24 protein-coding genes and 1 other RNA gene are annotated in these 22,898 nt (G+C 62.8%); 7 read left to right on the forward strand and 18 right to left on the reverse strand.

The annotated features are described in order from the left end of the window. Nucleotides 1-6 precede the first annotated feature (6 nt). The 9 genes from mraY to rsmI all read right to left on the reverse strand — a co-directional run bounded on the left by mraY (nt 7) and on the right by rsmI (nt 8,867). Entirely contained in the window at nt 7-1,089 is a 1,083-nt protein-coding gene (mraY, locus tag KH389_RS22020) for a phospho-N-acetylmuramoyl-pentapeptide-transferase (protein WP_043862064.1), read from the reverse strand. After that, a complete protein-coding gene (locus tag KH389_RS22025) occupies nt 1,089-2,456 on the reverse strand; it encodes a UDP-N-acetylmuramoyl-tripeptide--D-alanyl-D-alanine ligase (protein WP_058540877.1) in 1,368 nt (455 codons plus the stop codon). Before KH389_RS22025 ends, mraY begins: the two co-directional genes overlap by 1 nt. Continuing rightward, on the reverse strand, nt 2,449-3,915 hold the full coding sequence (locus KH389_RS22030; RefSeq protein WP_213606242.1) for a UDP-N-acetylmuramoyl-L-alanyl-D-glutamate--2,6-diaminopimelate ligase: 1,467 nt from the start codon (nt 3,913-3,915) through the stop codon (nt 2,449-2,451). Before KH389_RS22030 ends, KH389_RS22025 begins: the two co-directional genes overlap by 8 nt. Then, nucleotides 3,915-5,648, reverse strand: coding sequence for a peptidoglycan D,D-transpeptidase FtsI family protein (locus tag KH389_RS22035; RefSeq protein WP_162484872.1), 1,734 nt, complete (start codon nt 5,646-5,648; stop codon nt 3,915-3,917). Before KH389_RS22035 ends, KH389_RS22030 begins: the two co-directional genes overlap by 1 nt. Then, nucleotides 5,648-5,941: a cell division protein FtsL gene (gene ftsL / locus KH389_RS22040; RefSeq protein WP_043862060.1), complete on the reverse strand. Its 294-nt coding sequence runs from the start codon at nt 5,939-5,941 to the stop codon at nt 5,648-5,650. Before ftsL ends, KH389_RS22035 begins: the two co-directional genes overlap by 1 nt. After that, the gene (gene rsmH, locus KH389_RS22045; protein ID WP_043862059.1) at nt 5,938-6,885 is read right to left on the reverse strand and encodes a 16S rRNA (cytosine(1402)-N(4))-methyltransferase RsmH; all 948 of its coding nucleotides are present in this window, start codon (nt 6,883-6,885) and stop codon (nt 5,938-5,940) included. The genes ftsL and rsmH overlap by 4 nt, the downstream gene beginning before the upstream one ends. After that, a complete protein-coding gene (mraZ, locus tag KH389_RS22050) occupies nt 6,882-7,337 on the reverse strand; it encodes a division/cell wall cluster transcriptional repressor MraZ (RefSeq protein WP_043862058.1) in 456 nt (151 codons plus the stop codon). Before mraZ ends, rsmH begins: the two co-directional genes overlap by 4 nt. 308 nt (nt 7,338-7,645) lie before the next feature. Next, an RNA gene (gene rnpB / locus KH389_RS22055) (RNase P RNA component class A) lies at nt 7,646-8,005 on the reverse strand. A gap of 67 nt (nt 8,006-8,072) precedes the next feature. Further along, nucleotides 8,073-8,867, reverse strand: a complete 795-nt coding sequence (gene rsmI, locus KH389_RS22060; RefSeq protein ID WP_229590060.1) for a 16S rRNA (cytidine(1402)-2'-O)-methyltransferase — start codon at nt 8,865-8,867, stop codon at nt 8,073-8,075. A gap of 269 nt (nt 8,868-9,136) precedes the next feature. Between rsmI and KH389_RS22065 the strand changes: the two genes are divergently transcribed. The 5 genes from KH389_RS22065 (at nt 9,137) to KH389_RS22085 (ending at nt 12,937) form a co-directional block, all read left to right on the forward strand. Continuing rightward, nucleotides 9,137-10,951, forward strand: coding sequence for a penicillin-binding protein activator (locus KH389_RS22065; RefSeq protein ID WP_213606244.1), 1,815 nt, complete (start codon nt 9,137-9,139; stop codon nt 10,949-10,951). Continuing rightward, nucleotides 10,951-11,322 carry a YraN family protein gene (locus KH389_RS22070; RefSeq protein ID WP_213606246.1) on the forward strand — a complete coding sequence of 124 codons (372 nt, stop codon included), beginning with the start codon at nt 10,951-10,953 and terminating at the stop codon, nt 11,320-11,322. Before KH389_RS22065 ends, KH389_RS22070 begins: the two co-directional genes overlap by 1 nt. A 135-nt stretch (nt 11,323-11,457) precedes the next feature. Next, entirely contained in the window at nt 11,458-12,051 is a 594-nt protein-coding gene (locus KH389_RS22075) for a phosphoheptose isomerase (RefSeq protein ID WP_043862054.1), read from the forward strand. Beyond that, entirely contained in the window at nt 12,048-12,626 is a 579-nt protein-coding gene (locus KH389_RS22080) for a BON domain-containing protein (RefSeq protein ID WP_043862053.1), read from the forward strand. Before KH389_RS22075 ends, KH389_RS22080 begins: the two co-directional genes overlap by 4 nt. A gap of 92 nt (nt 12,627-12,718) precedes the next feature. Further along, nucleotides 12,719-12,937, forward strand: a complete 219-nt coding sequence (locus KH389_RS22085; protein ID WP_043862052.1) for a YgdI/YgdR family lipoprotein — start codon at nt 12,719-12,721, stop codon at nt 12,935-12,937. Nucleotides 12,938-12,982: 45 nt separating this feature from the next. Here KH389_RS22085 and KH389_RS22090 read toward each other — a convergent pair whose 3' ends face one another. The 7 genes from KH389_RS22090 to rplM all read right to left on the reverse strand — a co-directional run bounded on the left by KH389_RS22090 (nt 12,983) and on the right by rplM (nt 17,868). After that, nucleotides 12,983-13,411 carry a ClpXP protease specificity-enhancing factor gene (locus tag KH389_RS22090; RefSeq protein ID WP_043862051.1) on the reverse strand — a complete coding sequence of 143 codons (429 nt, stop codon included), beginning with the start codon at nt 13,409-13,411 and terminating at the stop codon, nt 12,983-12,985. Nucleotides 13,412-13,428: 17 nt separating this feature from the next. Further along, nucleotides 13,429-14,046 (reverse strand): glutathione S-transferase N-terminal domain-containing protein, encoded by a 618-nt coding sequence (locus KH389_RS22095; protein WP_043862050.1) that lies wholly within the window; start codon nt 14,044-14,046, stop codon nt 13,429-13,431. A 118-nt stretch (nt 14,047-14,164) separates the two neighbouring features. Beyond that, on the reverse strand, nt 14,165-14,944 hold the full coding sequence (locus KH389_RS22100; RefSeq protein WP_043862049.1) for a cytochrome c1: 780 nt from the start codon (nt 14,942-14,944) through the stop codon (nt 14,165-14,167). Next, nucleotides 14,944-16,155 carry a cytochrome b gene (locus KH389_RS22105; RefSeq protein WP_043862048.1) on the reverse strand — a complete coding sequence of 404 codons (1,212 nt, stop codon included), beginning with the start codon at nt 16,153-16,155 and terminating at the stop codon, nt 14,944-14,946. Before KH389_RS22105 ends, KH389_RS22100 begins: the two co-directional genes overlap by 1 nt. Continuing rightward, nucleotides 16,155-16,748, reverse strand: coding sequence for a ubiquinol-cytochrome c reductase iron-sulfur subunit (gene petA, locus KH389_RS22110; protein WP_043862047.1), 594 nt, complete (start codon nt 16,746-16,748; stop codon nt 16,155-16,157). The genes KH389_RS22105 and petA overlap by 1 nt, the downstream gene beginning before the upstream one ends. 284 nt (nt 16,749-17,032) lie before the next feature. Next, a complete protein-coding gene (gene rpsI, locus KH389_RS22115; RefSeq protein ID WP_043862046.1) occupies nt 17,033-17,425 on the reverse strand; it encodes a 30S ribosomal protein S9 in 393 nt (130 codons plus the stop codon). A 14-nt stretch (nt 17,426-17,439) separates the two neighbouring features. Then, the gene (gene rplM, locus KH389_RS22120) at nt 17,440-17,868 is read right to left on the reverse strand and encodes a 50S ribosomal protein L13 (protein WP_043862045.1); all 429 of its coding nucleotides are present in this window, start codon (nt 17,866-17,868) and stop codon (nt 17,440-17,442) included. A 247-nt stretch (nt 17,869-18,115) separates the two neighbouring features. Between rplM and KH389_RS22125 the strand changes: the two genes are divergently transcribed. Together KH389_RS22125 and KH389_RS22130 are read left to right on the forward strand one after the other, a co-directional pair. After that, on the forward strand, nt 18,116-19,156 hold the full coding sequence (locus KH389_RS22125) for an NADP(H)-dependent aldo-keto reductase (RefSeq protein WP_043862044.1): 1,041 nt from the start codon (nt 18,116-18,118) through the stop codon (nt 19,154-19,156). A 215-nt stretch (nt 19,157-19,371) separates the two neighbouring features. Then, nucleotides 19,372-20,268, forward strand: a complete 897-nt coding sequence (locus KH389_RS22130; protein WP_167400212.1) for a GlxA family transcriptional regulator — start codon at nt 19,372-19,374, stop codon at nt 20,266-20,268. 87 nt (nt 20,269-20,355) lie between these two features. On the opposite strand, the gene zapE is transcribed toward KH389_RS22130, so the two are convergent. Together zapE and KH389_RS22140 are read right to left on the reverse strand one after the other, a co-directional pair. Further along, the gene (gene zapE, locus KH389_RS22135) at nt 20,356-21,450 is read right to left on the reverse strand and encodes a cell division protein ZapE (RefSeq protein ID WP_043862043.1); all 1,095 of its coding nucleotides are present in this window, start codon (nt 21,448-21,450) and stop codon (nt 20,356-20,358) included. 81 nt (nt 21,451-21,531) lie between these two features. Continuing rightward, nucleotides 21,532-22,881: a tryptophan--tRNA ligase gene (locus KH389_RS22140; protein WP_043862042.1), complete on the reverse strand. Its 1,350-nt coding sequence runs from the start codon at nt 22,879-22,881 to the stop codon at nt 21,532-21,534. Nucleotides 22,882-22,898 lie beyond the last annotated feature (17 nt).

Genomic DNA, 22,898 nt, shown 5'->3' on the forward strand with positions numbered 1-22,898 from the left:
TCGTTTCTACCTCAGTTTCAGGGTGGCAAGGCCGAACAGCACGAGAATCACGGTGATGATCCAGAAGCGGACGATCACCCGAGGCTCGGGCCAACCCTTGAGTTCAAAGTGGTGGTGGATCGGTGCCATGCGAAACACGCGCTTGCCGGTCAGCTTGAAGGAAGCCACCTGGATCACCACCGACAGGGTCTCCATCACGAACACGCCGCCCATGATGAACAGCACGATCTCCTGACGCACGATCACGGCAATGGTGCCCAACGCGGCACCCAGTGCCAGGGCACCGACGTCACCCATGAACACCTGCGCCGGGTAGGTGTTGAACCACAGAAAGCCCAGGCCCGCGCCGATCAGCGCGCCGCAGAACACGATAAGCTCGCCGGCGCCCGGCACGTAGGGGATCAGCAGGTATTCGGCGAACTTCACGTTGCCCGACAGGTAGCAGAAGATACCCAGCGCACCACCGACCATCACCGTCGGCATGATCGCCAGGCCGTCCAGGCCGTCGGTCAGGTTGACCGCGTTGCTCGAGCCCACGATGACGAAATAGGTCAGCACCACGAAGCCGATGCCCAGCGGGATGGTGACATCCTTGAGCATCGGCACGATCAGGGTGGTTTCCACGCTGGTGGGCGCGGTCATGTACAGGAAGATCGCCGCGCCCAGGCCGAACACCGATTGCCAGAAGTACTTCCAGCGGCTTGGCAGGCCACGCGAGTTCTTCTCGATCACCTTGCGGTAGTCGTCGACCCAGCCGATGGCGCCGAACAGCAGGGTGACGATCAGCACCACCCACACATAACGGTTGGTCAGGTCGGCCCACAGCAGCGTGCTCACGCCAATGGCAGACAGAATCAGCGCACCGCCCATGGTCGGGGTGCCGGACTTGGAGAGGTGCGATTGCGGGCCGTCATTGCGCACGGCTTGACCGATCTGGCGAATCTGCAGGGTACGAATCATCCAGGGGCCCAACCACAGGGCCAGCGACAACGCGGTCAGTACACCCAGAATCCCGCGCAGGGTCAGGTACTGAAAGACCGCGAAGCCTTTGTAGAACTGTTGCAGATACTCAGCCAGCAGCAGCAGCATTAATGTTTCTCCCCGCTGGAACCGCACAAGGCCGCCACGACGTTTTCCATCGCAGCGCTGCGCGAACCCTTGATCAAAATGGTGGTGTTGTTGGCCTGCTCGACGCGAACGGCGTCGATCAAGTCAGCTTGAGTGGCGAAATGATGGGCCCCGGTGCCAAATGCCTTGACCGCTTCGGCCATCATCGGGCCCACGGCATAAAGTGCTGCAACCTTGCCCCTGGCGTATGCGCCGACCTGCCGATGCCCTTCCTCGGCCCACTGGCCCAATTCGCCGATATCCCCGAGCACCAGGACGGTACGCCCGGAAAAGCCGGCGAGTATATCAACGGCAGCGCACATGGAGGTGGGGTTTGCGTTGTAACTGTCGTCGATCACGCGCACACCGGTGGGCGCCATGTGCACCACGGTGCGGCCCTTGACCGGCTGCACCGCGTCAAGACCCTCGACGATGCCTTCCAGTGTCACGCCGAAAGCCTGTGCGGCAGCCGCGGCGGCCAGGGCGTTGCTGACATTGTGAGTGCCCAGCAGGTTGAGCTGGACGCGGGCGTTGCCCAGCGGGCTGCGCAATTCGAAACCGGGGCAGCCGCGTTCGTCGTGGCGAATGTCGGTGGCATGAAAATCTGCGTCGGCATTGGCCAGGGCAAAAGTGATCACAGGGTGATGGCCGGCGCGCTGCTTCCAGATGCCGAACGCCTTGTCATCCAGGTTCAATACCGCCACGCCATCCTGGCCCAGGCCTTCGAGGATCTCGCCCTTGGCTTCGACGATTTTCTCCGGCCCGCCGAACTCACCCACATGAGCGGTACCGGCGTTGTTGATGATCACCACCTGCGGCCGGGTCAGGCCGACGGTGTAGGCGATTTCGCCGATGCGCGAGGCGCCCAGCTCGATGACCGCCGCCGTATGGTGCGGGGCCAGCTCCAGCAGGGTAAGCGGTGCGCCGAAGTCGTTGTTGAGGTTGCCACGGGTGGCCAGTACCGGCCCGCGGGTGCGCAGGATGCTGGCCAGCATCTCCTTGACCGTGGTCTTGCCACTGGAGCCGGTGATTGCGGCAACCGGCTTGTCGAAGGCGGCGCGATTGAGCGCCCCCAACTGGCCCAGGCCCAGGCGGGTATCGGCAACCACCAGTTGCGGCAGGCTGCTGCCCGGCACTTCGTGCTGCACCAGCGCCGCAACGGCGCCCTTGGCTGCCACTTCGTCCAGGTAATCGTGACCGTCGAAACGCGGCCCGGCCAGGGCGACGAACAACTGGCCAGGGGTGATCGCGCGGCTGTCGATGCTGACGCCATCGAAGGTTGCATCCTGGCCATGCAGGCGGCCCTGCAGCGGCGCTACCAACTGGCTGAGGGACATTGACTCAAGCATTCGGGGCCTCCCAGGCTGCCAGGGCTCTCTCGGCCTCGACCAGGTCGGAGAAGTCATGGCGCTCGCCGTTGATCTCCTGGTAATCCTCGTGCCCCTTGCCCGCCAGCACGATGACGTCGTCGGCAGCGGCGGTGGCAATCAGGTGCGCAATCGCCGGGCCACGGCCGGCGATGAACTCGACGCTTTCACCCCGGGCGAAGCCTGGGCGGATATCGTCGAAAATCTGCTGGGGCGCCTCGCTGCGCGGGTTGTCGTCGGTGACCAGCACGCGGTCGGCCAGGCGCTCGGCCACTTCGGCCATCAGCGGGCGCTTGCCGCGATCGCGGTCGCCGCCGCAGCCGAACAGGCACAGCAGCTTGCCTTGCGCATGGGGACGCAGGGCTTCGAGGACCTTTTCCAGGGCATCGGGGGTGTGAGCGTAATCGACCACCACCAACGGCTTGCTGCCACCGCCCAGGCGCTGCATGCGCCCTACAGGGCCTTCGAGCTGCGGCGTGACCTTGAGAATTTCGTCCAGCGGATGATCCATCGCCATCAGCGTGCCGACCGCGGCCAGCATGTTGCTGAGGTTGAAGCGCCCGAGCAGGCGGCTGCGCAGCATATGCTCGCCCTGTGCCGTTACCAGCACCGCACGCACGCCATCGTCGTCGAACTTCGCTTCGCGGCAGTACAGCGAGGCGGCAGCGTCGACGAGGCTATAGCTGATCAGGCGCGAATCACCCTTCTGCGCCGCCAGCTCACGCCCGAAGGCATCGTCCAGATTGACCACCCGCGAGCGCAGGTCGGGCCAGGCGAACAGGCGCGCCTTGGCGGCCTGGTAGGCCTCCATGCTGCCGTGGTAGTCCAGGTGATCGCGTGACAGGTTGGTCATTACCACGGTGTCGAAGGCCAGTGCCGCTACCCGGCCCTGTTCCAGCGCATGGGAGGACACTTCCATGGCCACGGCCTTGGCGCCAGCCTTCTTCAGGTCGCCCAGAGTCGACTGCACGGCAATCGGATCTGGCGTGGTCAGCCGGCCACTTTGCAGCTGGCCGTAGAAACCGGTACCCAGGGTGCCGATCAGGCCGCAGTGCTGGCCCAGCAGGTCGAGCGCCTGGGCCACCAGCTGGGTGACGCTGGTCTTGCCGTTGGTGCCGGTCACGCCGATCAGCTCGAGCTGGCGGCTCGGCTCGCCATAGAAGCGCCCCGCGATATCCGACAGCTGGGCAATCAGGCCCTTGACCGGAATCATCGGCACATCGGTGATCGGCAGCACGGTGGTGTTCTGCACTTCATAGGCCACGGCTGCCGCGCCGCGCTTGAGCGCATCGGCAATATGCTCACGGCCGTCGACACGCGCACCCGGCACCGCCAGGAACAAGTCCCCGGCGCGGACCTTGCGGCTGTCCAGGGTCAGTTCGCGGATCAACGGGTCGTTGTTGCCGCTCAGGGCAAACAGCTTACTCAATGGCATCGACATCAACCGCGCCCTCCCTTGGCGGGCGCAGCACCGGCCTGCTGCTGTGGAGTAGGAGCCGGCAGGTTGTCTGGCGGCACGTTCATCAGTCGCAGGGTGCCGGACATGACCTTGCTGAATACCGGCGCCGATACCAGGCCGCCGAAGTAGCCACCCTTGCTCGGCTCGTCGATCACCACCACGATGGCATAGCGCGGATCGCTCATCGGGCCGAAGCCGGTGAACAGCGAGCGGTAGGCGTTCTCGGTGTAGCCCTTGGAACCGACGGTGGCCTTACGGGCCGTACCCGACTTGCCGCCCACGTGATAGGAAGGCACCTGCGCACGGAACACGCCACGTGGCGCTTCGATGACCTGCTGCAGCATGCCCTGGATGGTCTTGGCGGTATCCTCGGGCACCACCTGGGTGGCTTCCGGGGTCTTGTCCACCTTGAGAATGCTCAGCGGTACCATCTTGCCGTTGTTGGCCAGCGCGGCGTAGGCATGCACCAGCTGCAACGCGGTCACCGACAGGCCGTAGCCGTAGGACAGGGTCGCGGTCTCGGCCTTGCGCCACTCGCGGTGGTTGGGCAGGTTGCCGACACGCTCGCCCGGGAAGCCCAGGCCGGTGTACTGGCCCAGGCCCAGTTGCGACATCACGCGGTAGATGGACTCGCCACCGATATCGAAGGCGATCTTGCTCATGCCCACGTTACTGGAGTTGATCAGGATGCCGGTCAGGTCGAGGATCGGGCCTTCGCTCCTGGACACGTCACGAATGGTGTAGCGGCCCAGCTGCAGGGTGCCCGGATAGACCTCGACCTTGTCGGTCGGCTTCCAGCGTCCGCTCTGCAGGGCGGCGCTCATGGAGAAAGGCTTGACCGTGGAACCCGGCTCGAACACGTCGATGATGGCACGGTTGCGCATCGCCGCCGGGAACATGCTGCGGCGGTTGTTGGGGTTGTAGGTGGGCTGGTTGACCATGGCCAGCACTTCGCCGGTCTTCACATCCATGATCACCAGGCTACCGGCCTTGGCTTCCTGTTCGGCAATCGCGTTACGCAGTTCGCGGGTGGCCAGGTACTGCAGACGCAGGTCGATGGACAACGCCAAGGTCTTGCCGGCCTTGGCGTTCTTGGTGACCTGTACGTCCTTGATCAGCCGGCCGCGCCGGTCCTTGATCACCTGCCGCTTGCCGGGCACCCCGGCCAGCCACTCGTCGTAGGCGAGCTCCACCCCCTCGCGACCGTGATCGTCGAGGTCGGTGAACCCGACCATGTGCGCAGCGACATCGCCGGCTGGATAGAAGCGGCGGAACTCTTCGATGCCATACACGCCGGGCACCTTGAGGTCGAGCACCACCTGGCCCTGCTCCGGGGTAAGGCCGCGGACCAGGTAGATGAATTCCTTGTTGGCCTGCTGTTCGAGGCGCTCGGCCAGTTGCTGCGGGTTCTGCTTGAGCGCGGCGGCAAGCGCCGGCCAGCGGTCCTTGGCAGCCTGCATCTCCTTGGGGTTGGCCCACAGGGTGGTAACCGGCGTACTCACGGCCAGCGGCTCGCCGTTGCGGTCGGTGATCAGCCCGCGGTGCGCAGGAATCGGAATGTGACGCAGGCTGCGGGCATCGCCCTGCCCCTTGAGGAAGTCGCGGTCGACCACCTGCAGGTCGACGATGCGCCAGGCAATGGCCCCCACCATGATCACCAGCAGGCCGACCACAACGCGGAACCGCCACGGGTAGAGTGCGCCTTCAAGTTTCATCATGGCGCCACCATCCGTACTTCGTCAGCGGCGGGAATGCGCATGTGCAGCTGTTCGCTGGCCAGATTCTCGATGCGGCTGTGGGCGGTCCAGGTGCTCTGTTCCAGAATCAACCGGCCCCACTCGGCCTGCGCCTTGTCGCGTTCGTTGAGCTCGCCGTACAGGGTATTGAGCAACTGGCGGTTCCAGTGCGCACTGTAGGACACCGCCACCGACGAAACGAGCACGCCAATGAACAGCAGCAGCATCAGGAAGCTGCCGCCTGGCAAGGGCTTGGCGAAAAGCCTGCTCAACGCAGCTTCTCCGCCACACGCATGACCGCGCTACGCGAGCGCGGGTTGGCCTTGAGCTCGGCCTCGGAGGCGAACTGCGCCTTGCCATGGACCTTGATCTTGGGCTCGAAGGGCTTGTGTTGTACCGGCAGGTTGCGTGGCAGGTTGTCGGCCTCTCCCTTGGCCAGCTTGCGCATGAACAGCTTGACGATGCGGTCTTCCAGCGAATGGAAGCTGATGACCACCAGACGGCCACCGATCTCGAGCGTGTCGAGGGCAGCCTCGAGCCCGGCTTCGAGGTCGCCCAGCTCGTTGTTGACGTGAATGCGCAGCCCCTGGAAAGCACGGGTGGCGGGGTTCTTGCCCTTTTCCCACGCGGGGTTGGCGACCTTGAGCACTTCGGCGAGGTCGGCGGTACGGGTAAAGGGTTGCTGCTCGCGACGGGCGACCACGGCGTTGGCCATGCGCTTGGCGAAACGCTCTTCGCCGTACTCCTTGAACACGCGGGCGATTTCTTCGGCCGGCGCGGTGGCGATGAATTCGGCGGCGCTGACGCCACGGCTCGGGTCCATGCGCATGTCCAGCGGGCCGTCGTTCATGAAACTGAAGCCGCGCTCGGGGTCATCGAGCTGCGGCGAGGACACGCCCAGGTCGAGCAGGATGCCATTGACCTTGCCGGACAGGCCCCGCTCGGCGACTTCGGCGCCCAGCTCGGCGAAACTGCGCTGCACAATGACAAAGCGGCCGTCTTCGGCCGCCAGCGCTTGCCCGGTGGCAATCGCTTGTGGGTCCTTGTCGAACCCCAGCAGCCGACCCTGCGGCCCCAGGTGCTGGAGAATCAGCCGGCTGTGCCCGCCACGCCCGAAGGTGCCATCCAGATAGCAGCCATCGGCGCGTACGGCGAGAGCCTCGACGGCTTCGTCAAGCAGTACGGTGATGTGTTTGAAGCCACTATCTATAGTCACAGGATCAGATCACGCAGTTCATCAGGCATCGCGCCCGGTTGTTGAATGGCCACCAGGTCAGCTGCAGCAACAGCGTTCCAGGCGTCCTCGTCCCACAGTTGGAATTTGTTCAGTTGCCCCACCAGCATCGCCCGCTTGTCCAGCTTGGCGTACTCGCGCAGACGCGGTGGCACCAGGAAACGCCCACTGCCGTCGAGTTCCAGATCCACCGCATTGCCGATCAGCAGACGCTGCAGGCGACGGTTCTCTTCGCGTAACGACGGCAAGGCACGCAGCTTGGCTTCGATCAGTTCCCACTCATCCAGCGGATACACGCACAAGCAGGGATCAACCGCGTCGATCGTCACGATCAACTGCCCGGAACTGCGCGAATCGAGCTCGTCACGGTACCGGCTCGGCATTGCGAGACGGCCTTTTGCGTCGAGGTTGATTGCGTTGGCTCCGCGAAACACGGCTGCACTTCCCTAAATGTTAGCTTTTTTGTGTCTGAAAACCCACTTCATGCCACTTTCCGCCACTTGCGCACACTATAGGAATCCGCCCACCACACCGTCAAGGCGCGCTTATAAGGAAAACCCTTACAGATCGGCGATTTAGAGCAACAAGGCGATACAAAGAGGAGAATCGAGAGGGGTTTTGACGGGGAAAGGCAAATTCACTCAAACGGATAGAGTGCAAAGTTAAAGTGATTTATGAAGAGTAAGATTTTTTTGGTATTACCAGAACACATCTGCTATCGAATCAAGCAGGAAGGGAAAAGGTGGAGAGTCGATCTGTAAGCCGGGTTCTGTCGAGGACAGTCATTCCTCTACGACGGCCATCACTGGACGCCTTTAGCAACCTACCCGGTTCCAACGCGGGCCGCGCCATATGGAACCCTATTTGGTCTTGCTCCGAGTGGGGTTTACCTAGCCACGGACTGTTGCCAGCCGTGCGGTGCGCTCTTACCGCACCTTTTCACCCTTACCGGCACCGAAGTGCTTAGGCGGTTATTTTCTGTGGCACTTTCCGTAGGCTCACGCCCCCCAGGCATTACCTGGCACTCCGCCCTATGGAGCCCGGACTTTCCTCCCCCCTCTTTTGCGGAACAAAAGAAGGCAGCGACTGTCCAATCGACTCTCCGCCGCAAAGGTTAACGGCAGCGGGCCCCGAGAACAAGCGATAAAACGAATAATATCACTATGACATTAGTGGTCTTTCTGTTTTTCCAACGCTATTTGATACAAAACATTCTTCCGCACCCCGGTAATTTCCGCCGCCAGGGCTGCTGCACGCTTGAGCGGCATCTCTGCCAGCAGAAGATCAAGCACGCGCATCACTTCGCTGCTCACGGCCTCTTCGTTCTCCGGGGCGGTCCAGCCCGCCACCAGCACCACGCACTCCCCACGCTGCTGATTGCTGTCGTTTTCGACAAACGCGCGCAGCTCGGCCAGGGGCAGCCCCTTCAGGGTCTCGAAGGTCTTGGTCAGCTCACGAGCCAGCAACGCCGGCCGTTCGCCGCCAAACACCGCCTCCATGTCCTGCAGACACTCCAGAATGCGGTGCGGCGCCTCATAGAAAATCAGCGTACGGGGTTCTTCCTTGACCTGGCTCAGGCGCGCGCGGCGACCTACCGCCTTGGCCGGCAGAAAACCCTCGAAGATGAACCGGTCGGACGGCAGGCCCGCCGCCGACAACGCCGCGATCAGTGCGCAGGCGCCCGGTACCGGCACCACATCGATGCCCGCCGCTCGCGCCTGGCGCACCAGGTGGTAGCCCGGGTCAGAGATCAGCGGCGTACCGGCATCGGAGATCAACGCCACATCGTCGCCGGCCAGCAGGCGCGTGATGAAGCGGCTGCCCTCGTCGCGCTCGTTGTGCTCGTGACAGGCGGCCAGCGGCGTGTTGATGCCGAAGTGCTGCAGCAGGCGGACCGAGTGGCGCGTGTCCTCGGCCGCGATCAGCGCCGCCTCGCGCAGTACCTTCAAGGCCCGGGCGCTCATGTCATCCAGGTTGCCAATGGGCGTAGCCACCACGAAAAGCTTGCCGGCAGTGGAATTGGAAGCACCTGGAGCATCGGTCACAGCACACACCTGTAAATAGAGAACAAAGCGCCATTGTAGCCCGTAAGGCGGCAACAATGCGTTACCCACAGCGGCGGCACGCCTGCGCAGGGCGACCTATATTGAAGGATTAACGCCAGCAAGATCGCGCCCCGGCCAGCGCTTGGGTACAATTGCAGGTTAATTTGATCGAGTAACAGGATTTTTACATGATCGCTTGCCTGCGGCTGCTCTCAGCCCTCTGCCTCGCTGCCCTGCTGGCAGCCTGCGCCAGTTCGCCCTCGTCCAGCCTGGGTGAGCTGCCGCGCACTCCGGATGCCAGCATCGAGCAACTGCTCGACCAGGCCGCCACCAGCAAGACACCTGAAAAGGCTGCACTGCTGCGCCTGAGCGCCGCTGACCTGGCCTACCACCAGAAAGACTTCGCACGGGCCTCGCGGATCCTCGAGCAGGTGCCACTGGACACCCTCAAGCCGGCCCAGCAAGTGTTCGCCAGCACCCTTGGCGCCGAGCTGGCGATGAGCCGCAACCAGCCCAAGGCCGCCCTCACCGCCCTGAGCCACCCGAGCCTGGCCCGGTTGGACGAACTGCCGCCCGAGCTTCAGGTGCGCACCCGCAGCGTGCACGCCGCCGCCCTGGAAGCCGATGGCCAGACCCTGGCTGCCGCGCAACAGCGCGTCGCCATGGCTCCCCTGCTCAGCGGCGCCGCCGCCAGTGCCAACCACGAGGCCATCTGGAACCTGGTTGCCGCCCTGCCCACCGAACAACTGCAAGGCACCGGCACCGACGTGATGGCCGGCTGGACCAGCCTGGCCCTGGCCGTCAAGAGCGCCGGCACCCTCGAACAGCAGCAGGCCGCCATCGAAGCCTGGCGCAACCAGCACGCCGGCCACCCTGCCGCCGTGCAACTGCCACAGCCCCTGCTCAAACTCAAGGAACTGGCCAGCCAGCCGCTGACCAGGATCGCCCTGCTGCTGCCCCAGGAAGGCCCGCTGGCAGGTGTCGCCCGCGCCCTGCGCGACGGCTTCATGGCGGCGCACTTCCAGGCCCAGCAGGCCGGCCAGAAGCCGCCTTCGGTCGAAGTCTTCGACAGCTCGCGCCTGACCTCCCTCGATGACTTCTACCGCAAGGCCCAGGCCAGCGGCGTCCAGCTGGTGGTAGGCCCGCTCGAGAAGAACCTGGTCAAGCAGTTGAGCGCCTACCCGCAACTGCCGATCACCACCCTGGCACTGAACTACAGCGACGCCGGCCAGACCGGCCCGGCGCAACTGTTCCAGTTCGGCCTGGCCGCCGAAGACGAAGCCCGCGAAGTCTCGCGCCGCGCCCAGGCCGACGGCATGCGTCGTGCCGTGGCCCTGGTGCCGAGCGGCGAATGGGGCGATCGCGTACTCAAGGCCTTCCGCCAGGACTGGGAAGCCAAGGGCGGCACCCTGATTGCCGCTGCCCACGTGTCGCAGCCGGTAGCCCTGGCCCAGCAGATCGCCGACCTGTTCCAGCTGCGCCAGAGCGAAGGCCGCGCCAAGAGCCTGCAGAGCACCGTGGGCGGCAGTGTCTCGGCACAGCCATCGCGTCGCCAGGACATCGATTTCATCTTCCTGGCCGCAACCCCGACCCAGGCCCAGCAGATCAAGCCGACACTGAACTTCCAGTACGCCGGTGACGTACCGGTGTACGCCACCTCCAACGTGTACAGCGCCAGCGGCAACGTCAACGAGTACAACGACATGAACGGCATTCGCTTCTGCGAAACGCCGTGGCTGCTCGACACCGGCAACAGCCTGCGCCAGCAGGTGGTACGTCAGTGGCCGCAAGCGGCCGGCAGCATCGGTCGCCTGTACGCGATGGGTGCCGATGCCTACAGCCTCGCGCCGCGCCTGGGCCAGCTCAAGGCACTGCCGGACAACCGTATCGAAGGCCTGTCCGGCAGCCTGAGCATGAACGCCAACCAGCGCATCGAACGCCAGTTGCCATGGGCCGAGTTCACCGGCGGTCAGGTCAAGCGCCTGCCGGACACCCCGCGCTGATGCCCGACGGTTCTCGCCAGGCCGCAGGTATCGCGGCCGAACAGCAGGCCCTGCATTACCTTCAGGCGCAGGGCCTGCAGTTGCTGGCGCAGAACTGGCGATGCAAACGCGGCGAGCTTGATCTGGTCATGCTTGACGGCGATACAGTAGTATTCGTCGAAGTCCGCTACCGGCTGCACGTGGGCTTTGGCGGAGCACTGGCCAGCGTCGATACCCGCAAACAGCAAAAACTGGTGCTAGCGGCCCAGTATTTTCTGCAGCAGGAGGCGCGCTGGGCCAACCAGCCCTGTCGTTTCGACGTGATTGCCCTGCAGGGCCGCGGCCACTCGGGCACACCGCTCGACTGGCTGAAGAACGCTTTCGACAGTTGAACCCGCCCCGCTTGATGCATCCGTTACCCACTCAACTTTTTTGCTCTTTGTTTCGCGGGCTGCACAGTCATGTGCCGCAGGGTCTTCAAGACGTTGCGACACGCCCGACCAGCCGCCCCACTTAAGGTCACACAGATGGACATGCAATCCCGAATTCGCCAGCTATTCCAGGCCAGCATCAACACCAAGCAACAGGCGATGGAAGTCCTTGCACCACACATCGAGCAAGCCAGTCAGGTGATGGTCAACGCGCTGCTCAACGAGGGCAAGATGCTCGCCTGCGGCAACGGCGGCTCGGCGGGCGATGCCCAGCACTTCTCGTCCGAACTGCTCAACCGCTTCGAGCGCGAGCGCCCGAGCCTGCCGGCCATCGCGCTGACCACCGACAGCTCGACCATTACCTCGATCGCCAACGACTACAGCTACAACGAGATCTTCTCCAAGCAGATCCGTGCCCTGGGCCAACCGGGCGACGTGCTGCTGGCGATTTCCACCAGCGGCAACTCGGCGAACATCATTCAGGCGATCCAGGCCGCACATGATCGCGAAATGATTGTCGTAGCTCTGACCGGACGCGATGGCGGCGGCATGGCCTCGCTGCTACTGCCCGAAGATGTGGAGATTCGCGTACCGGCCACCGTCACCGCACGCATCCAGGAAGTCCACCTGCTGGCGATCCACTGCCTTTGCGACTTGATCGACAGCCAATTGTTCGGGAGTGAAGAATGACCCCTAATCGCCTTGGCCTGATGGCCCTGACCCTGTGCCTGAGCATCACCGGCTGCAGTTCGGTGATTACTGCCAGCCGCGAAAACCCGATCGAGGACGATCGCGGCACCCGCACCTTCGGCAGCAAGATCGACGACTCGCTGATCGAAACCAAGGTAGCGGTGAACGTGGCCAAGGCCAGCCCGGACCTGGACAAGAACTCGCACATCGTCGTCACCAGCTTCAACGGCATCGTGCTGCTGGCCGGGCAGACCCCGCGCGCCGACCTCAAGAGCCTGGCCGAGCAGACCGCCGGTCAGGTGCAGCGGGTCAAGAAGGTGCACAACGAACTTCAGGTGCTGCCGCCCTCCTCGCTGCTGGCGCGCAACAATGACGCCTGGCTGACCACCAAGATCAAGGCCCAGATGCTGACCGACAGCAACATCCCCGGTTCGCGCATCAAGGTGGTGACCGAGAACGGCATCGTCTACCTGCTGGGCCTGCTGACCCAGCAGGAAGCCAATCAGGCCACCAACCTGGTGCAAGGCGTGTCGGGCGTGCAGAAGATCGTCAAGCTGTTCGAATACATTGACTGACCGCGGCTTCACGCTCTTCGCCGGCCTCGCCGGTGAAGGGCGTGAAGCCGCCGGCGCACCGCAACCCCCACCGACACCCCACAGGAATACCCATGAAGAACGGCCTGTTCGCCACCCTGCTGATCGCTACCTTCGCCACCCTGGCCGGCTGCTCCACCCCAAGCCTGATCACCCTCAATGACGGCCGTGAGTTCCAGGCGGTCGACGCGCCGAAACTCGAACGCAGCTCCGGCTTCTACGAGTTCCAGCAGCTCGACGGCAAACGCACCCGTGTGAACAAGGATCAGGTGCGCACCATCACCGACCTGTAAGCACACAGGCCCAAAAAAAAGGCGACCCCGCAAGGTCGCCTTTTTTCATTTCACCACTTTCAGGCTCGGACGCCCACTTGGCCGCGGCGGCTGCCCGCCACTCGGCGGGCCGTCATCATCCGGCTCGACGCCCTCGTCCTCGAGGTCGTCATCCTCCATCAGTGGCGGCTCGAGTTCGAACACCATGCCCTGGCCATTCTCACGGGCATAGATACCCAGGATGGCGCCGGCAGGCACGTACAGCGTGTGGGCAACCCCACCGAAACGCCCCTCGAAGCTCACGGCTTCGTTATCCATGTGCAAGTGACGCACGGCATTGGGCGACACGTTCAAAACGATCTGGCCATCGCTGGCGAAGCCCTGAGGCACCTGCACCGCAGGGTACTCGGCATTGACCAGCATGTGCGGCGTGCAATCGTTGTCCACGATCCACTCATACAAGGCTCGCACCAGATACGGACGACTGGAGTTCATCAACGGCTCCTTAAAACCTAACGCATATCGCGTTCAGCGGCGGACAGGCTGGCCTTGAAGGCTTCCCGCGCAAACTGACGCTCCATGTAATCGAGCAGCGGCTTGGCTGGCCGCGGCAGTTCGATACCCAATACCGGCAAACGCCACAGTATGGGCAATAGACAACAATCCACCAGGCTTTGCTCCTCACTCAGGAAACAAGGCTTGTCGGCGAACAACGGCGAAACGCCGGTAAGGCTCTCGCGCAGCTCCTTGCGCGCCTGCACGCGGGCAGGCTCCTTGCTGCGCGGGTCGAGAATCAGGTCCACCAGCGAACACCAGTCACGCTGGATACGGTGGATCAGCAGGCGGCTGTTGGCACGCGCCACCGGGTAGACCGGCAACAGCGGCGGGTGCGGGTAGCGCTCGTCGAGGTATTCCATCACCACGGTCGACTCATACAACGCCAGGTCACGATCAACCAGGGTCGGTACGCTGCCATACGGGTTGGCTTCCAGCAGCTTGGGCGGCTGGCGCCCGGCTTCGACACTGATGATCTCGACGCCGACACCTTTCTCGGCGAGAACGATGCGCACCCGATGAGAATAATGATCAGCGGGGTCGGAGTAGCAGGCTAACCGATTGGTCACGCCCATGGGGGTCCTCCTCGCGTGTTGAACTTATGAAATTACAAATGCAAACGCGCCCTGGGGGCCCTCCATACTGCAGAGGGACCCCAGGGCGCGCGTTAAACTAACAGATTTTACCCTGTGATCAGTGCACGTCCTTCCAGTATTCGCGCTTGAGCAGGTAGGCGAACACGAAGAAGAAGGCCAGGTACAGCAGCACGTAGGTGCCGATGCGCTGGCTCTGCAGCTTGACCGGGTTGGCCGAGTAGGCCAGGAAGGTCACCAGGTTCTTGACCTTCTCGTCGAACTGCTCGTCGGTCAGGGTACCGGATTTCGGCACGATGGTCAGCTGATCGCACGCTTCGTGGGTCAGCGGGGCACCGGTGAGCGGGTCAAACTGCTTCTTGCCCTCGACCACGGTCTGGATCTGCTTGCAACCGACCACCTGACGCCCCTGCAGGCCCACCAGCACGTTTGGCATGCCAACGTTGGGGAAGACCTTGTTGTTCACACCCCAAGGGCGTGACGGGTCCTCGTAGAAGGCCCGCAGATAGCTGTACAGCCAATCGGTGCCGCGTACCCGCGCCACCAGGGTCAGGTCGGGCGGCGCCGCACCGAACCAGGCCTTGGCGTCGGCCGGCTGCATGCCGATGTTCATGTGGTCGCCGATCTTGGCGCCGGTGAACACCAGCTTCTCGAGCATCAGCTCGTGCGGGATGCCCAGGTCATCGGCGACACGCTCGTAACGCTGGAACTTGGCGCTGTGGCAACCCATGCAATAGTTGGCAAAGGTCCGTGCGCCGTCCTGCATGGCGGCCTTGTCGGTCAGGTCGATGTCGACCTTGTCCAGTTCCACGCCGTGTTCGGCGGCGAAGGTCAGCGAAGGCATCACTGCCAGGAGCAATACTGCAAATAGCTTTTTCATCAGCCAGTCACCCTTTCCGGAACCGGTTTGGTCTTCTCGAGCCTGGTGTAGAACGGCATCAGAATGAAGTAGGCGAAATACAGGAAGGTACATACCTGCGACAGCAAGGTGCGGCCCGGGGTTGGCGCCAGCACGCCGAGCACGCCCAGGATCACGAAGGAGATGCAGAACACCCACAGCCAGGCCTTGCTCATCCAGCCCTTGTAGCGCATTGACTTGACCGGGCTACGGTCCAGCCATGGCAACACGAACAGCACCGCGATCGCAGCACCCATGGCGATCACGCCCAGCAGCTTGTCGGGTACCGCACGCAGGATCGCGTAGAACGGCGTGAAGTACCACACAGGGGCGATGTGCTCCGGGGTCTTGAACGCGTTGGCCTGTTCGAAGTTGGGTTTCTCCAGGAAGTAGCCGCCCATTTCCGGGAAGAAGAACACGATCATGCAGAAGACGAACAGGAACACCACCACGCCGACGATATCCTTGACGGTGTAGTACGGGTGGAACGGGATGCCGTCCAGCGGAATGCCGTTCTCGTCCTTTTTCTTCTTGATGTCCACGCCATCCGGGTTGTTCGAACCCACTTCGTGCAGCGCCAGGATGTGCAGCACCACCAGGCCGAGAATCACGATCGGCAGGGCCACCACGTGCAGGGCGAAGAAGCGGTTCAGGGTAATGCCGGAGATCAGGTAGTCGCCACGGATCCACTGGGTCAGGTCGCCGCCGATGACCGGGATGGCGCCGAACAGCGAGATGATCACCTGGGCACCCCAGTACGACATCTGGCCCCAGGGCAGCAGGTAGCCCATGAAGGCCTCTGCCATCAGCGCCAGGTAGATCAGCATGCCGAACAGCCATACCAGCTCGCGTGGCTTCTGGTACGAGCCGTAGAGCAGGCCACGGAACATGTGCAGGTAGACCACGATGAAGAACGCCGACGCACCCGTGGAGTGCAGGTAGCGCAGGATCCAGCCGTATTCGACGTCACGCATGATGTATTCGACCGAGGCGAACGCCTCTTCGGCCGAAGGGGTGAAGCTCATGGTCAGCCACACGCCGGTCACGATTTGGTTGACCAGGACCAGCAGGGCCAGGGAGCCGAAGAAATAGAAGAAGTTGAAGTTCTTCGGTGCGTAGTACTTGCTCAGGTGATCTTCCCACATCTTGGTGGCGGGGAAGCGGGCGTCAACCCAGTCCATGAACTTACTCATCACGCGTTCTCCTGATCGACGCCGACGACGATGATGTCATCCGACTCGTACGAGTGCGGTGGCACTGGCAGATTGAGCGGCGCTGGCTGGGACTTGTAGACGCGGCCGGCGAGGTCGTAGTGGGAGCCGTGGCATGGGCAGAAATAGCCACCCACCCACTTGGGACCCAGGTCGACAGGCGCCACTTCGGGACGGAAGGTCGGCGAGCAGCCCAGGTGGGTGCACAGGCCGACGAGCACGAGGATTTCCGGCTTGATCGAGCGGTTCGACGGGTCGACGTAGGCCGGCTGCTCCGACGCCTTGGACTCGGGGTCGGAGAGCTCACCGGTGATCTTCTTCAGGTTGCCCAGGATCTCCTCGGTGCGGCGGACGATGAACACGGGTTGGCCGCGCCATTCAGCAATCATCTGCTGGCCGGGCTCCACCTTGGCGATGTTGACCTTGACCGGTGCACCGGCAGCTTTCGCCTTGGCACTGGGAAACCATGACCCTACGAACGGGACCGCAGCCCCCACCGCTCCTGCAGCACCCACCACGGACGTGGCTGCTACCAGGAAGCGACGCCGGCCTGCATTGACGCCGTCATTGCTCATTCAGTCCTCTCCCATCAGCTTTGTGGCCTGTTGCAACAGGCATCTACTAAGTAAATTTCGAACTGCTAAAAATAAATTTCGAACTGCTAAAAATTTGCCGCATGGTAATGAAAAGACCCATCGAAGACAAGGTTATTACCCGGCATAAAGGCTGTATCCCTTATAGCACTTGACCTGCGTCTATGCGGCAAGTTGTCACACAGGGTCGGCAGCCCCTTTTATTCAAGACATAAAAAAAGCCCGGTTCCACCAGGAACCGGGCTTTTTTTGAACGCCGAAGCGAATTAACGCTTGGAGTACTGAGGACGCTTACGTGCTTTACGCAGACCCACTTTCTTACGCTCGACTTCACGAGCGTCACGGGTAACGAAGCCAGCTTTGCGCAGAGCGCCACGCAGGGTTTCGTCGTAGTCCATCAGTGCACGGGTGATACCGTGACGGATAGCGCCCGCTTGACCGCTGACACCACCACCGATGACGGTGACGTAGATGTCGAACTTCTCGGTGGTTTCGGTGAGTTCCAGCGGCTGGCGAACTACCATGCGCGCGGTTTCACGACCGAAGAAGGTCTCGAGGGAGCGGTTGTTGATGGAGATGCTGCCAGTACCCGGACGCAGGAAAACGCGTGCGGTTGCAGTCTTGCGACGGCCAGTGCCGTAATTTTGAGTCGCCGACATAATGAACTATTCCGTTAAATCTTCAGTTCTTGGGGCTGCTGAGCAGTATGAGGGTGTACAGCGCCCGCATAGACTTTCAGCTTACGGTACATGTCGCGACCCAGCGGGTTTTTAGGCAGCATGCCCTTTACCGCGGTCTCGATCACGCGCTCAGGCGCTTTGGCGATCAACTTCTCGAAGTTGATTTCCTTGATGCCGCCCGGGAAACCGGAGTGGGAGTAGTACATTTTGTCCGAAGTCTTGGCACCAGTAACACGTACCTGCTCGGCATTGATCACGACGATGTAGTCGCCGGTGTCAACGTGAGGGGTGTATTCTGGCTTGTGCTTGCCACGCAGACGGCTCGCGATCTCAGTGGCCAGACGACCCAGGGTCTTGCCAGCAGCGTCAACGACGAACCAGTCGCGTTTTACTGTTTCCGGTTTAGCAGTAAAAGTTTTCATTCTTTATAGCCTCAGGGGCCGTCCCGCAATTTTAAGACGGCAGATCTTACTGAATAGTGCGTACTTTGACAAGGTCAAAGGCAGCCGGATACGGACGCTATCGGGGGCTCGGGTCAGCACGTCCAATACTCGGCAAGATTCTTCGGCGGCGGGGCATCACTTCCACTGCTGAGAGAGGTGCAGAATTATCCAGATTGCAGAAAAAATATCAACCTGCTTTTATGCTTCTTTTGCCGTGGAGATCGTCATGGAGTATCGCCAGCTGGGTCGCACCGACCTCAACGTGAGTGCATTGTGCCTGGGCAGCATGACCTGGGGCGAGCAGAACGACCAGGCCGAGGGCTTCGCCCAGATCGAACGGGCCAAGGCGGCCGGGATCAATTTCATCGATACCGCGGAGATGTACCCGGTGCCACCGCGCCCGGAAACCTACTCGGCCACCGAGCAGATCATCGGCAACTGGTTCAGCCAGCGCGGCGATCGCGCCGACTGGATCCTGGCCAGCAAGGTGGCCGGCCCCGGCAACGGCATCAGCCACATTCGCGACGGCCAGCTCAAGCACAACCGCCAGCACATCGTGGCGGCCCTGGACGCCAGCCTCAAGCGCCTGCAGACCGACTGGATCGACCTGTACCAGCTGCACTGGCCCGAGCGCAGCACCAACTTCTTCGGCAAGCTGGGCTACCAGCACCTGCCCCAGGACCACTTCACGCCGCTGGAAGAAACCCTCGAAGTGCTCGACGAACAGGTCAAGGCAGGCAAGATCCGCCACATCGGCCTGTCCAACGAAACCCCGTGGGGCACCATGAAGTTCCTGCAACTGGCCGAAAGCCGCGGCTGGCCCCGTGCGGTCTCGATCCAGAACCCGTACAACCTGCTCAACCGCAGCTTCGAAGTGGGCCTGGCGGAAATCGCTATCCGCGAGCAGTGCGGCCTGCTGGCCTACTCACCGCTGGCCTTCGGCATGCTGTCGGGCAAGTACGAGAACGGCGCGCGCCCGGAAAACGGCCGCCTGACCCTGTTCAACCGCTTCTCGCGCTATTCCAACCCGCAGACCGTCGCCGCGTGCAGCCGTTATGTGGCCCTGGCCCGCGAGCACGGCCTGGACCCGGCACAGATGGCCCTGGCCTTCGTGACCCAGCAGCCGTTCGTGACCAGCAACATCATCGGCGCCACCTCGCTGGCGCAACTGGACAGCAACCTGGCAAGCGCCAGCCTGAAGCTCGGTGACGAGCTGCTGGCCGCCATCGATGCGATCCACCAGGATCAGCCCAACCCCGCCCCGTAAAGCGCTGCAACGGTTCCCGCAGCCCGCTGCGGGAACCGAGGGTAGACACAATCGCCAAAAAATAAGACGATCCAGCCGGTGATTGACCACTCTACCCTATAAGAATAACGACAATGATGTTTACCCAACCTACCGCATCGCTGCGGCGCGTCAGCATCCTGGCCATCGACAAGGTATTCGCATCGACCCTGATGCAGGCCAAGGATTTCTTCCACCTGGCCAGCCTGCGCTATGGCAAGCAACTGGGCCTGGGCCTGCAACCGATGTTCGAAACCCGCCTCGTGAGCCCCGACGGGCTGCCCGTGCAGAGCTTCAGCGGCGTGCAGCTACCGGTGGACAGCGGCCTCGAGCAGGCCGACGTGATCATCCTGCCGGCGTTCTGGGACGACTTCGATGCCCTGTGCCAGCGCTACCCCCAGGTACTGCCCTGGCTGCGCGAGCAGCATGCCCGAGGCGCGGTGCTGTGCGGCGAGGCCAGCGGCGTGTTCTGGCTGGCCGAGGCCGGCCTGCTCGATGGCAAGGAGGCCACCACCTACTGGCGCTTCTTCGGCCAGTTCGCCGAACGCTTCCCGAAGGTGTCGCTGAACCAGGACAAGCACCTCACCGATGCCGACAACCTCTATTGCGCCGGCGGCGCCACCTCGGCCTGCGACCTGTACATCTACCTGATCGAGCGCTTCTGCGGGGCCAACGTGGCCCAGGCCGTGGCCCGCGACATCCTCTACGAGGTGCAACGCAACTACACCCCGGGGCGCATGGGCTTTGGCGGACAGAAGCTGCACCAGGACCTGATCATCCTGCAGATCCAGCAGTGGCTGGAGGAACACTTCGCCGACAAGTTCCGTTTCGAGGACGTGGCACGCAACCATGGCATGAGCATCCGCAACTTCATGCGCAGGTTCCAGAGTGCGACGGGGGACAAGCCGCTGCATTATCTGCAACGGCTGCGGATCGAGACGGCGAAGGGCTTGCTGTCGGGGACGCGCAAGAGCATCAAGACCATCAGCTACGAGGTGGGCTATGACGACGCCAGCTTTTTTGCGCGATTGTTCAGGCAGCACACGGAGCTGTCGCCTAACCAGTATCGGCAGCAATTCATGCAGGAGGCCTGAGGGCCTATCGCGGGTCACGCCCGCCCCCACAGGTTCGCTGCAAACCTCTGTGGGAGCGGGCGTGAGCCGCGACAGCAGTGACGCGATTTAAGGCTTGTGTGCCCGCGACAGGAACTCGTGGGACTGCATCTCCAGCAAGCGGCTCAGGGTACGCTGGAACTCGAAGCTCAGGCGCCCGCCGGTGTACAGGTCCTTGAGCTCCACTTCAGCCGAGATGATCAGCTTGACGTTGCGGTCGTAGAACTCGTCGACCATGTTGATGAAGCGACGCGCCAGATCGTCGGTGGCCACGCCCATCTGCTCCACGCCACTGAGCAGCACCGCATGGAAGATCTTGCCCAGTTCGATGTAGTCGTTCTGGCTGCGCGGGCCGTCGCACAGTTCGCGGAAGTCGAACCAGGCCACGTCGTCGCAGGTACGCAGCGCACGGATCTCGCGGTTCTCGATCATCAGCACGTCGTTTTCCACCGCCTGGGTGCATTCCGGCGTCAATGCGCGAAAGCTCTTGCGCAGGCTTTCGTGGGCCGCTTCATTCAGCGGGAAGTGGAACAGCTCGGCCTGCTCCAGGTGACGCAGGCGATAGTCCACGCCGCTGTCGACGTTGACGATGTCGGTGTTCTGCTTGATCAGGGCAATTGCCGGCAGGAAGCGCGCACGCTGCAGGCCGTCCTTGTACAGGCCGTCCGGCACGATGTTGGAGGTGGCCACCAGGGTCACGCCGTTCTTGAACAGCTCCTCCATCAGGGTGCCAAGGATCATCGCGTCGGTGATATCGGACACGAAGAACTCGTCGAAGCAGATCACCCGCGCCTCGTCGGAGAACCGCTTGGCAATGATGGTCAGCGGGTTCTTCTCGCCCTTGAGGGTCTTCATTTCCTCATGCACGCGCTTCATGAAGCGGTGGAAGTGCGTACGCACCTTCTGCGGGAAAGGCAGCGCCTCATAGAACGTATCGACCAGGTAAGTCTTGCCGCGCCCTACCCCACCCCAGAAATACAGGCCCTTGACGGGCGCCTGCTCTTTCCTGCCGAACAGCTTGCCGAACACACCCGGCTTGCTGTTGTGCGCCGCGACCAGGTCGTCGTACAGGCGCTGCAAGTGACGCACCGCTGTTTCCTGCGCCGCGTCATGGAAGAATTCGGGACGTTTCAGATCTGCTTGATATCGTTCTAGGGGCGTCATAATTCGTTAGCAAGGCAACAAAAGCGGGCCGTCACTGTAGCGACGGCCCCGGGTAATGGCAATCAGACTTGCGATTGACGGTCAGTCCTGCTGGGGCTGCAAGGCAGCGCGCAGGCTCTCGATGGCGGCATCGCGCGCCGTGGCATCGGCGAACTGCGGGCCGTCGGCCACGCACTCGCCTTCCAGCCACAGGCTGAAGCCCAGGCCTTCGTCACGGACATCCAGCGGCTGGCCCAGTTGCAACTGCTTGCTCACCGCACCGGCCGCCTTGCCATCGGCAAAGCTGCGCGACAGCAGCAACTGCTCGCCGTCGGCTGCCAGCAGGCGGAAGCGGAAGCTGCCGTCCTCTTCACGGAAGCTCACGAAGCGTGCCGCCTTGACCGCCTTCTTCCTGGTTTCACCGCTGACCTGAACCGTGCTGCGGAACGAGCGCAGGCCCACTGCTTCGCGCAGTTGCTCAAGAAACGGCGTGGCGATCCTGCGGGCCTTCTGCGCGCCGGCCAGAAGAATATCCTCCAGGTCCGCCGGGCGGGAAATCAGCTGGTGGTAATGCTCGCGCGGCGCGCTCAACTGGCCGTCGACCAGCTGGAACAGGCGCTGCTTGGCTTCGCCCCAGCCCAGCCCCTGCAGCAGCTCGCTGCGGAAGGCTTCGGCTTGCTCGGCGGTGGCAAAGGCCTGGAACAGGGTGAACAGGTGCGAGTTGTCCGGGTCCTTGGCCTCGCCCGGCGCGCGCGAGTCGGTGACGATGCGCGAGATCGCGTCCTTCATCTCCTTGGCACTGGTGAACAGCGGGATGGTGTTGTCGTAGCTCTTGGACATCTTGCGACCGTCCAGGCCCGGCAAGGTGGCCACGCTTTCCTCGATCAGCGCCTCGGGCATGGCGAAGAAGTCCTTGCCCTGGCCGAACAGGTGGTTGAAGCGCTGCCCGATATCACGGGCCATTTCCACGTGCTGGATCTGGTCGCGCCCCACCGGCACCTTGTTGGCATTGAACATCAGGATGTCCGCCGCCATCAGCACCGGATAGCTGTACAGGCCCATGCTCACGCCCGCATCCGGGTCTTCGCCGCTTTCCAGGTTCTTGTCCACCGAGGCCTTGTAGGCATGCGCGCGATTGAGCAGGCCCTTGGCCGCCACGCAGGTCAGCAGCCAGGTCAGCTCGGGGATCTCGGGAATGTCGGACTGGCGGTAGAAAGTCACGCGTTCCGGGTCCAGGCCGCCGGCCAGCCAGGTGGCGGCGATTTCCAGACGCGAGCGCTGGATGCGCTGCGGGTCGTCGCACTTGATCAGCGCATGGTAGTCGGCCAGGAAGTAGAACGAGTCGACGCCCGGCTGCTGGCTGGCGAGGACCGCCGGGCGGATGGCACCGGCATAGTTGCCAAGGTGCGGCGTGCCCGTGGTGGTGATACCGGTAAGGATACGAGTGGTCATGGGTAATCGCTTATCAG

This window comes from Pseudomonas qingdaonensis (genome assembly GCF_018398475.1).
Lineage (GTDB): Bacteria > Pseudomonadota > Gammaproteobacteria > Pseudomonadales > Pseudomonadaceae > Aquipseudomonas > Aquipseudomonas palmensis.

What these genes read in the sequence shown, in the direction of transcription:
- zapE (WP_043862043.1), bottom strand. Translation starts at nt 21,450, where the DNA reads ATGACGCCCCTAGAACGATATCAAGCAGATCTGAAACGTCCCGAATTC.
- KH389_RS22035 (WP_162484872.1), bottom strand. Translation starts at nt 5,648, where the DNA reads ATGAAACTTGAAGGCGCACTCTACCCGTGGCGGTTCCGCGTTGTGGTC.
- KH389_RS22125 (WP_043862044.1), top strand. Translation starts at nt 18,116, where the DNA reads ATGGAGTATCGCCAGCTGGGTCGCACCGACCTCAACGTGAGTGCATTG.
- petA (WP_043862047.1), bottom strand. Translation starts at nt 16,748, where the DNA reads ATGAGCAATGACGGCGTCAATGCAGGCCGGCGTCGCTTCCTGGTAGCA.
- rplM (WP_043862045.1), bottom strand. Translation starts at nt 17,868, where the DNA reads ATGAAAACTTTTACTGCTAAACCGGAAACAGTAAAACGCGACTGGTTC.
- KH389_RS22065 (WP_213606244.1), top strand. Translation starts at nt 9,137, where the DNA reads ATGATCGCTTGCCTGCGGCTGCTCTCAGCCCTCTGCCTCGCTGCCCTG.
- KH389_RS22075 (WP_043862054.1), top strand. Translation starts at nt 11,458, where the DNA reads ATGGACATGCAATCCCGAATTCGCCAGCTATTCCAGGCCAGCATCAAC.
- KH389_RS22025 (WP_058540877.1), bottom strand. Translation starts at nt 2,456, where the DNA reads ATGCTTGAGTCAATGTCCCTCAGCCAGTTGGTAGCGCCGCTGCAGGGC.
- mraY (WP_043862064.1), bottom strand. Translation starts at nt 1,089, where the DNA reads ATGCTGCTGCTGCTGGCTGAGTATCTGCAACAGTTCTACAAAGGCTTC.
- KH389_RS22105 (WP_043862048.1), bottom strand. Translation starts at nt 16,155, where the DNA reads ATGAGTAAGTTCATGGACTGGGTTGACGCCCGCTTCCCCGCCACCAAG.
- KH389_RS22090 (WP_043862051.1), bottom strand. Translation starts at nt 13,411, where the DNA reads ATGAACTCCAGTCGTCCGTATCTGGTGCGAGCCTTGTATGAGTGGATC.
- KH389_RS22140 (WP_043862042.1), bottom strand. Translation starts at nt 22,881, where the DNA reads ATGACCACTCGTATCCTTACCGGTATCACCACCACGGGCACGCCGCAC.
- KH389_RS22085 (WP_043862052.1), top strand. Translation starts at nt 12,719, where the DNA reads ATGAAGAACGGCCTGTTCGCCACCCTGCTGATCGCTACCTTCGCCACC.
- rsmI (WP_229590060.1), bottom strand. Translation starts at nt 8,867, where the DNA reads ATGAGCGCCCGGGCCTTGAAGGTACTGCGCGAGGCGGCGCTGATCGCG.
- KH389_RS22070 (WP_213606246.1), top strand. Translation starts at nt 10,951, where the DNA reads ATGCCCGACGGTTCTCGCCAGGCCGCAGGTATCGCGGCCGAACAGCAG.
- KH389_RS22100 (WP_043862049.1), bottom strand. Translation starts at nt 14,944, where the DNA reads ATGAAAAAGCTATTTGCAGTATTGCTCCTGGCAGTGATGCCTTCGCTG.
- KH389_RS22080 (WP_043862053.1), top strand. Translation starts at nt 12,048, where the DNA reads ATGACCCCTAATCGCCTTGGCCTGATGGCCCTGACCCTGTGCCTGAGC.
- KH389_RS22030 (WP_213606242.1), bottom strand. Translation starts at nt 3,915, where the DNA reads ATGTCGATGCCATTGAGTAAGCTGTTTGCCCTGAGCGGCAACAACGAC.
- KH389_RS22095 (WP_043862050.1), bottom strand. Translation starts at nt 14,046, where the DNA reads ATGGGCGTGACCAATCGGTTAGCCTGCTACTCCGACCCCGCTGATCAT.
- rpsI (WP_043862046.1), bottom strand. Translation starts at nt 17,425, where the DNA reads ATGTCGGCGACTCAAAATTACGGCACTGGCCGTCGCAAGACTGCAACC.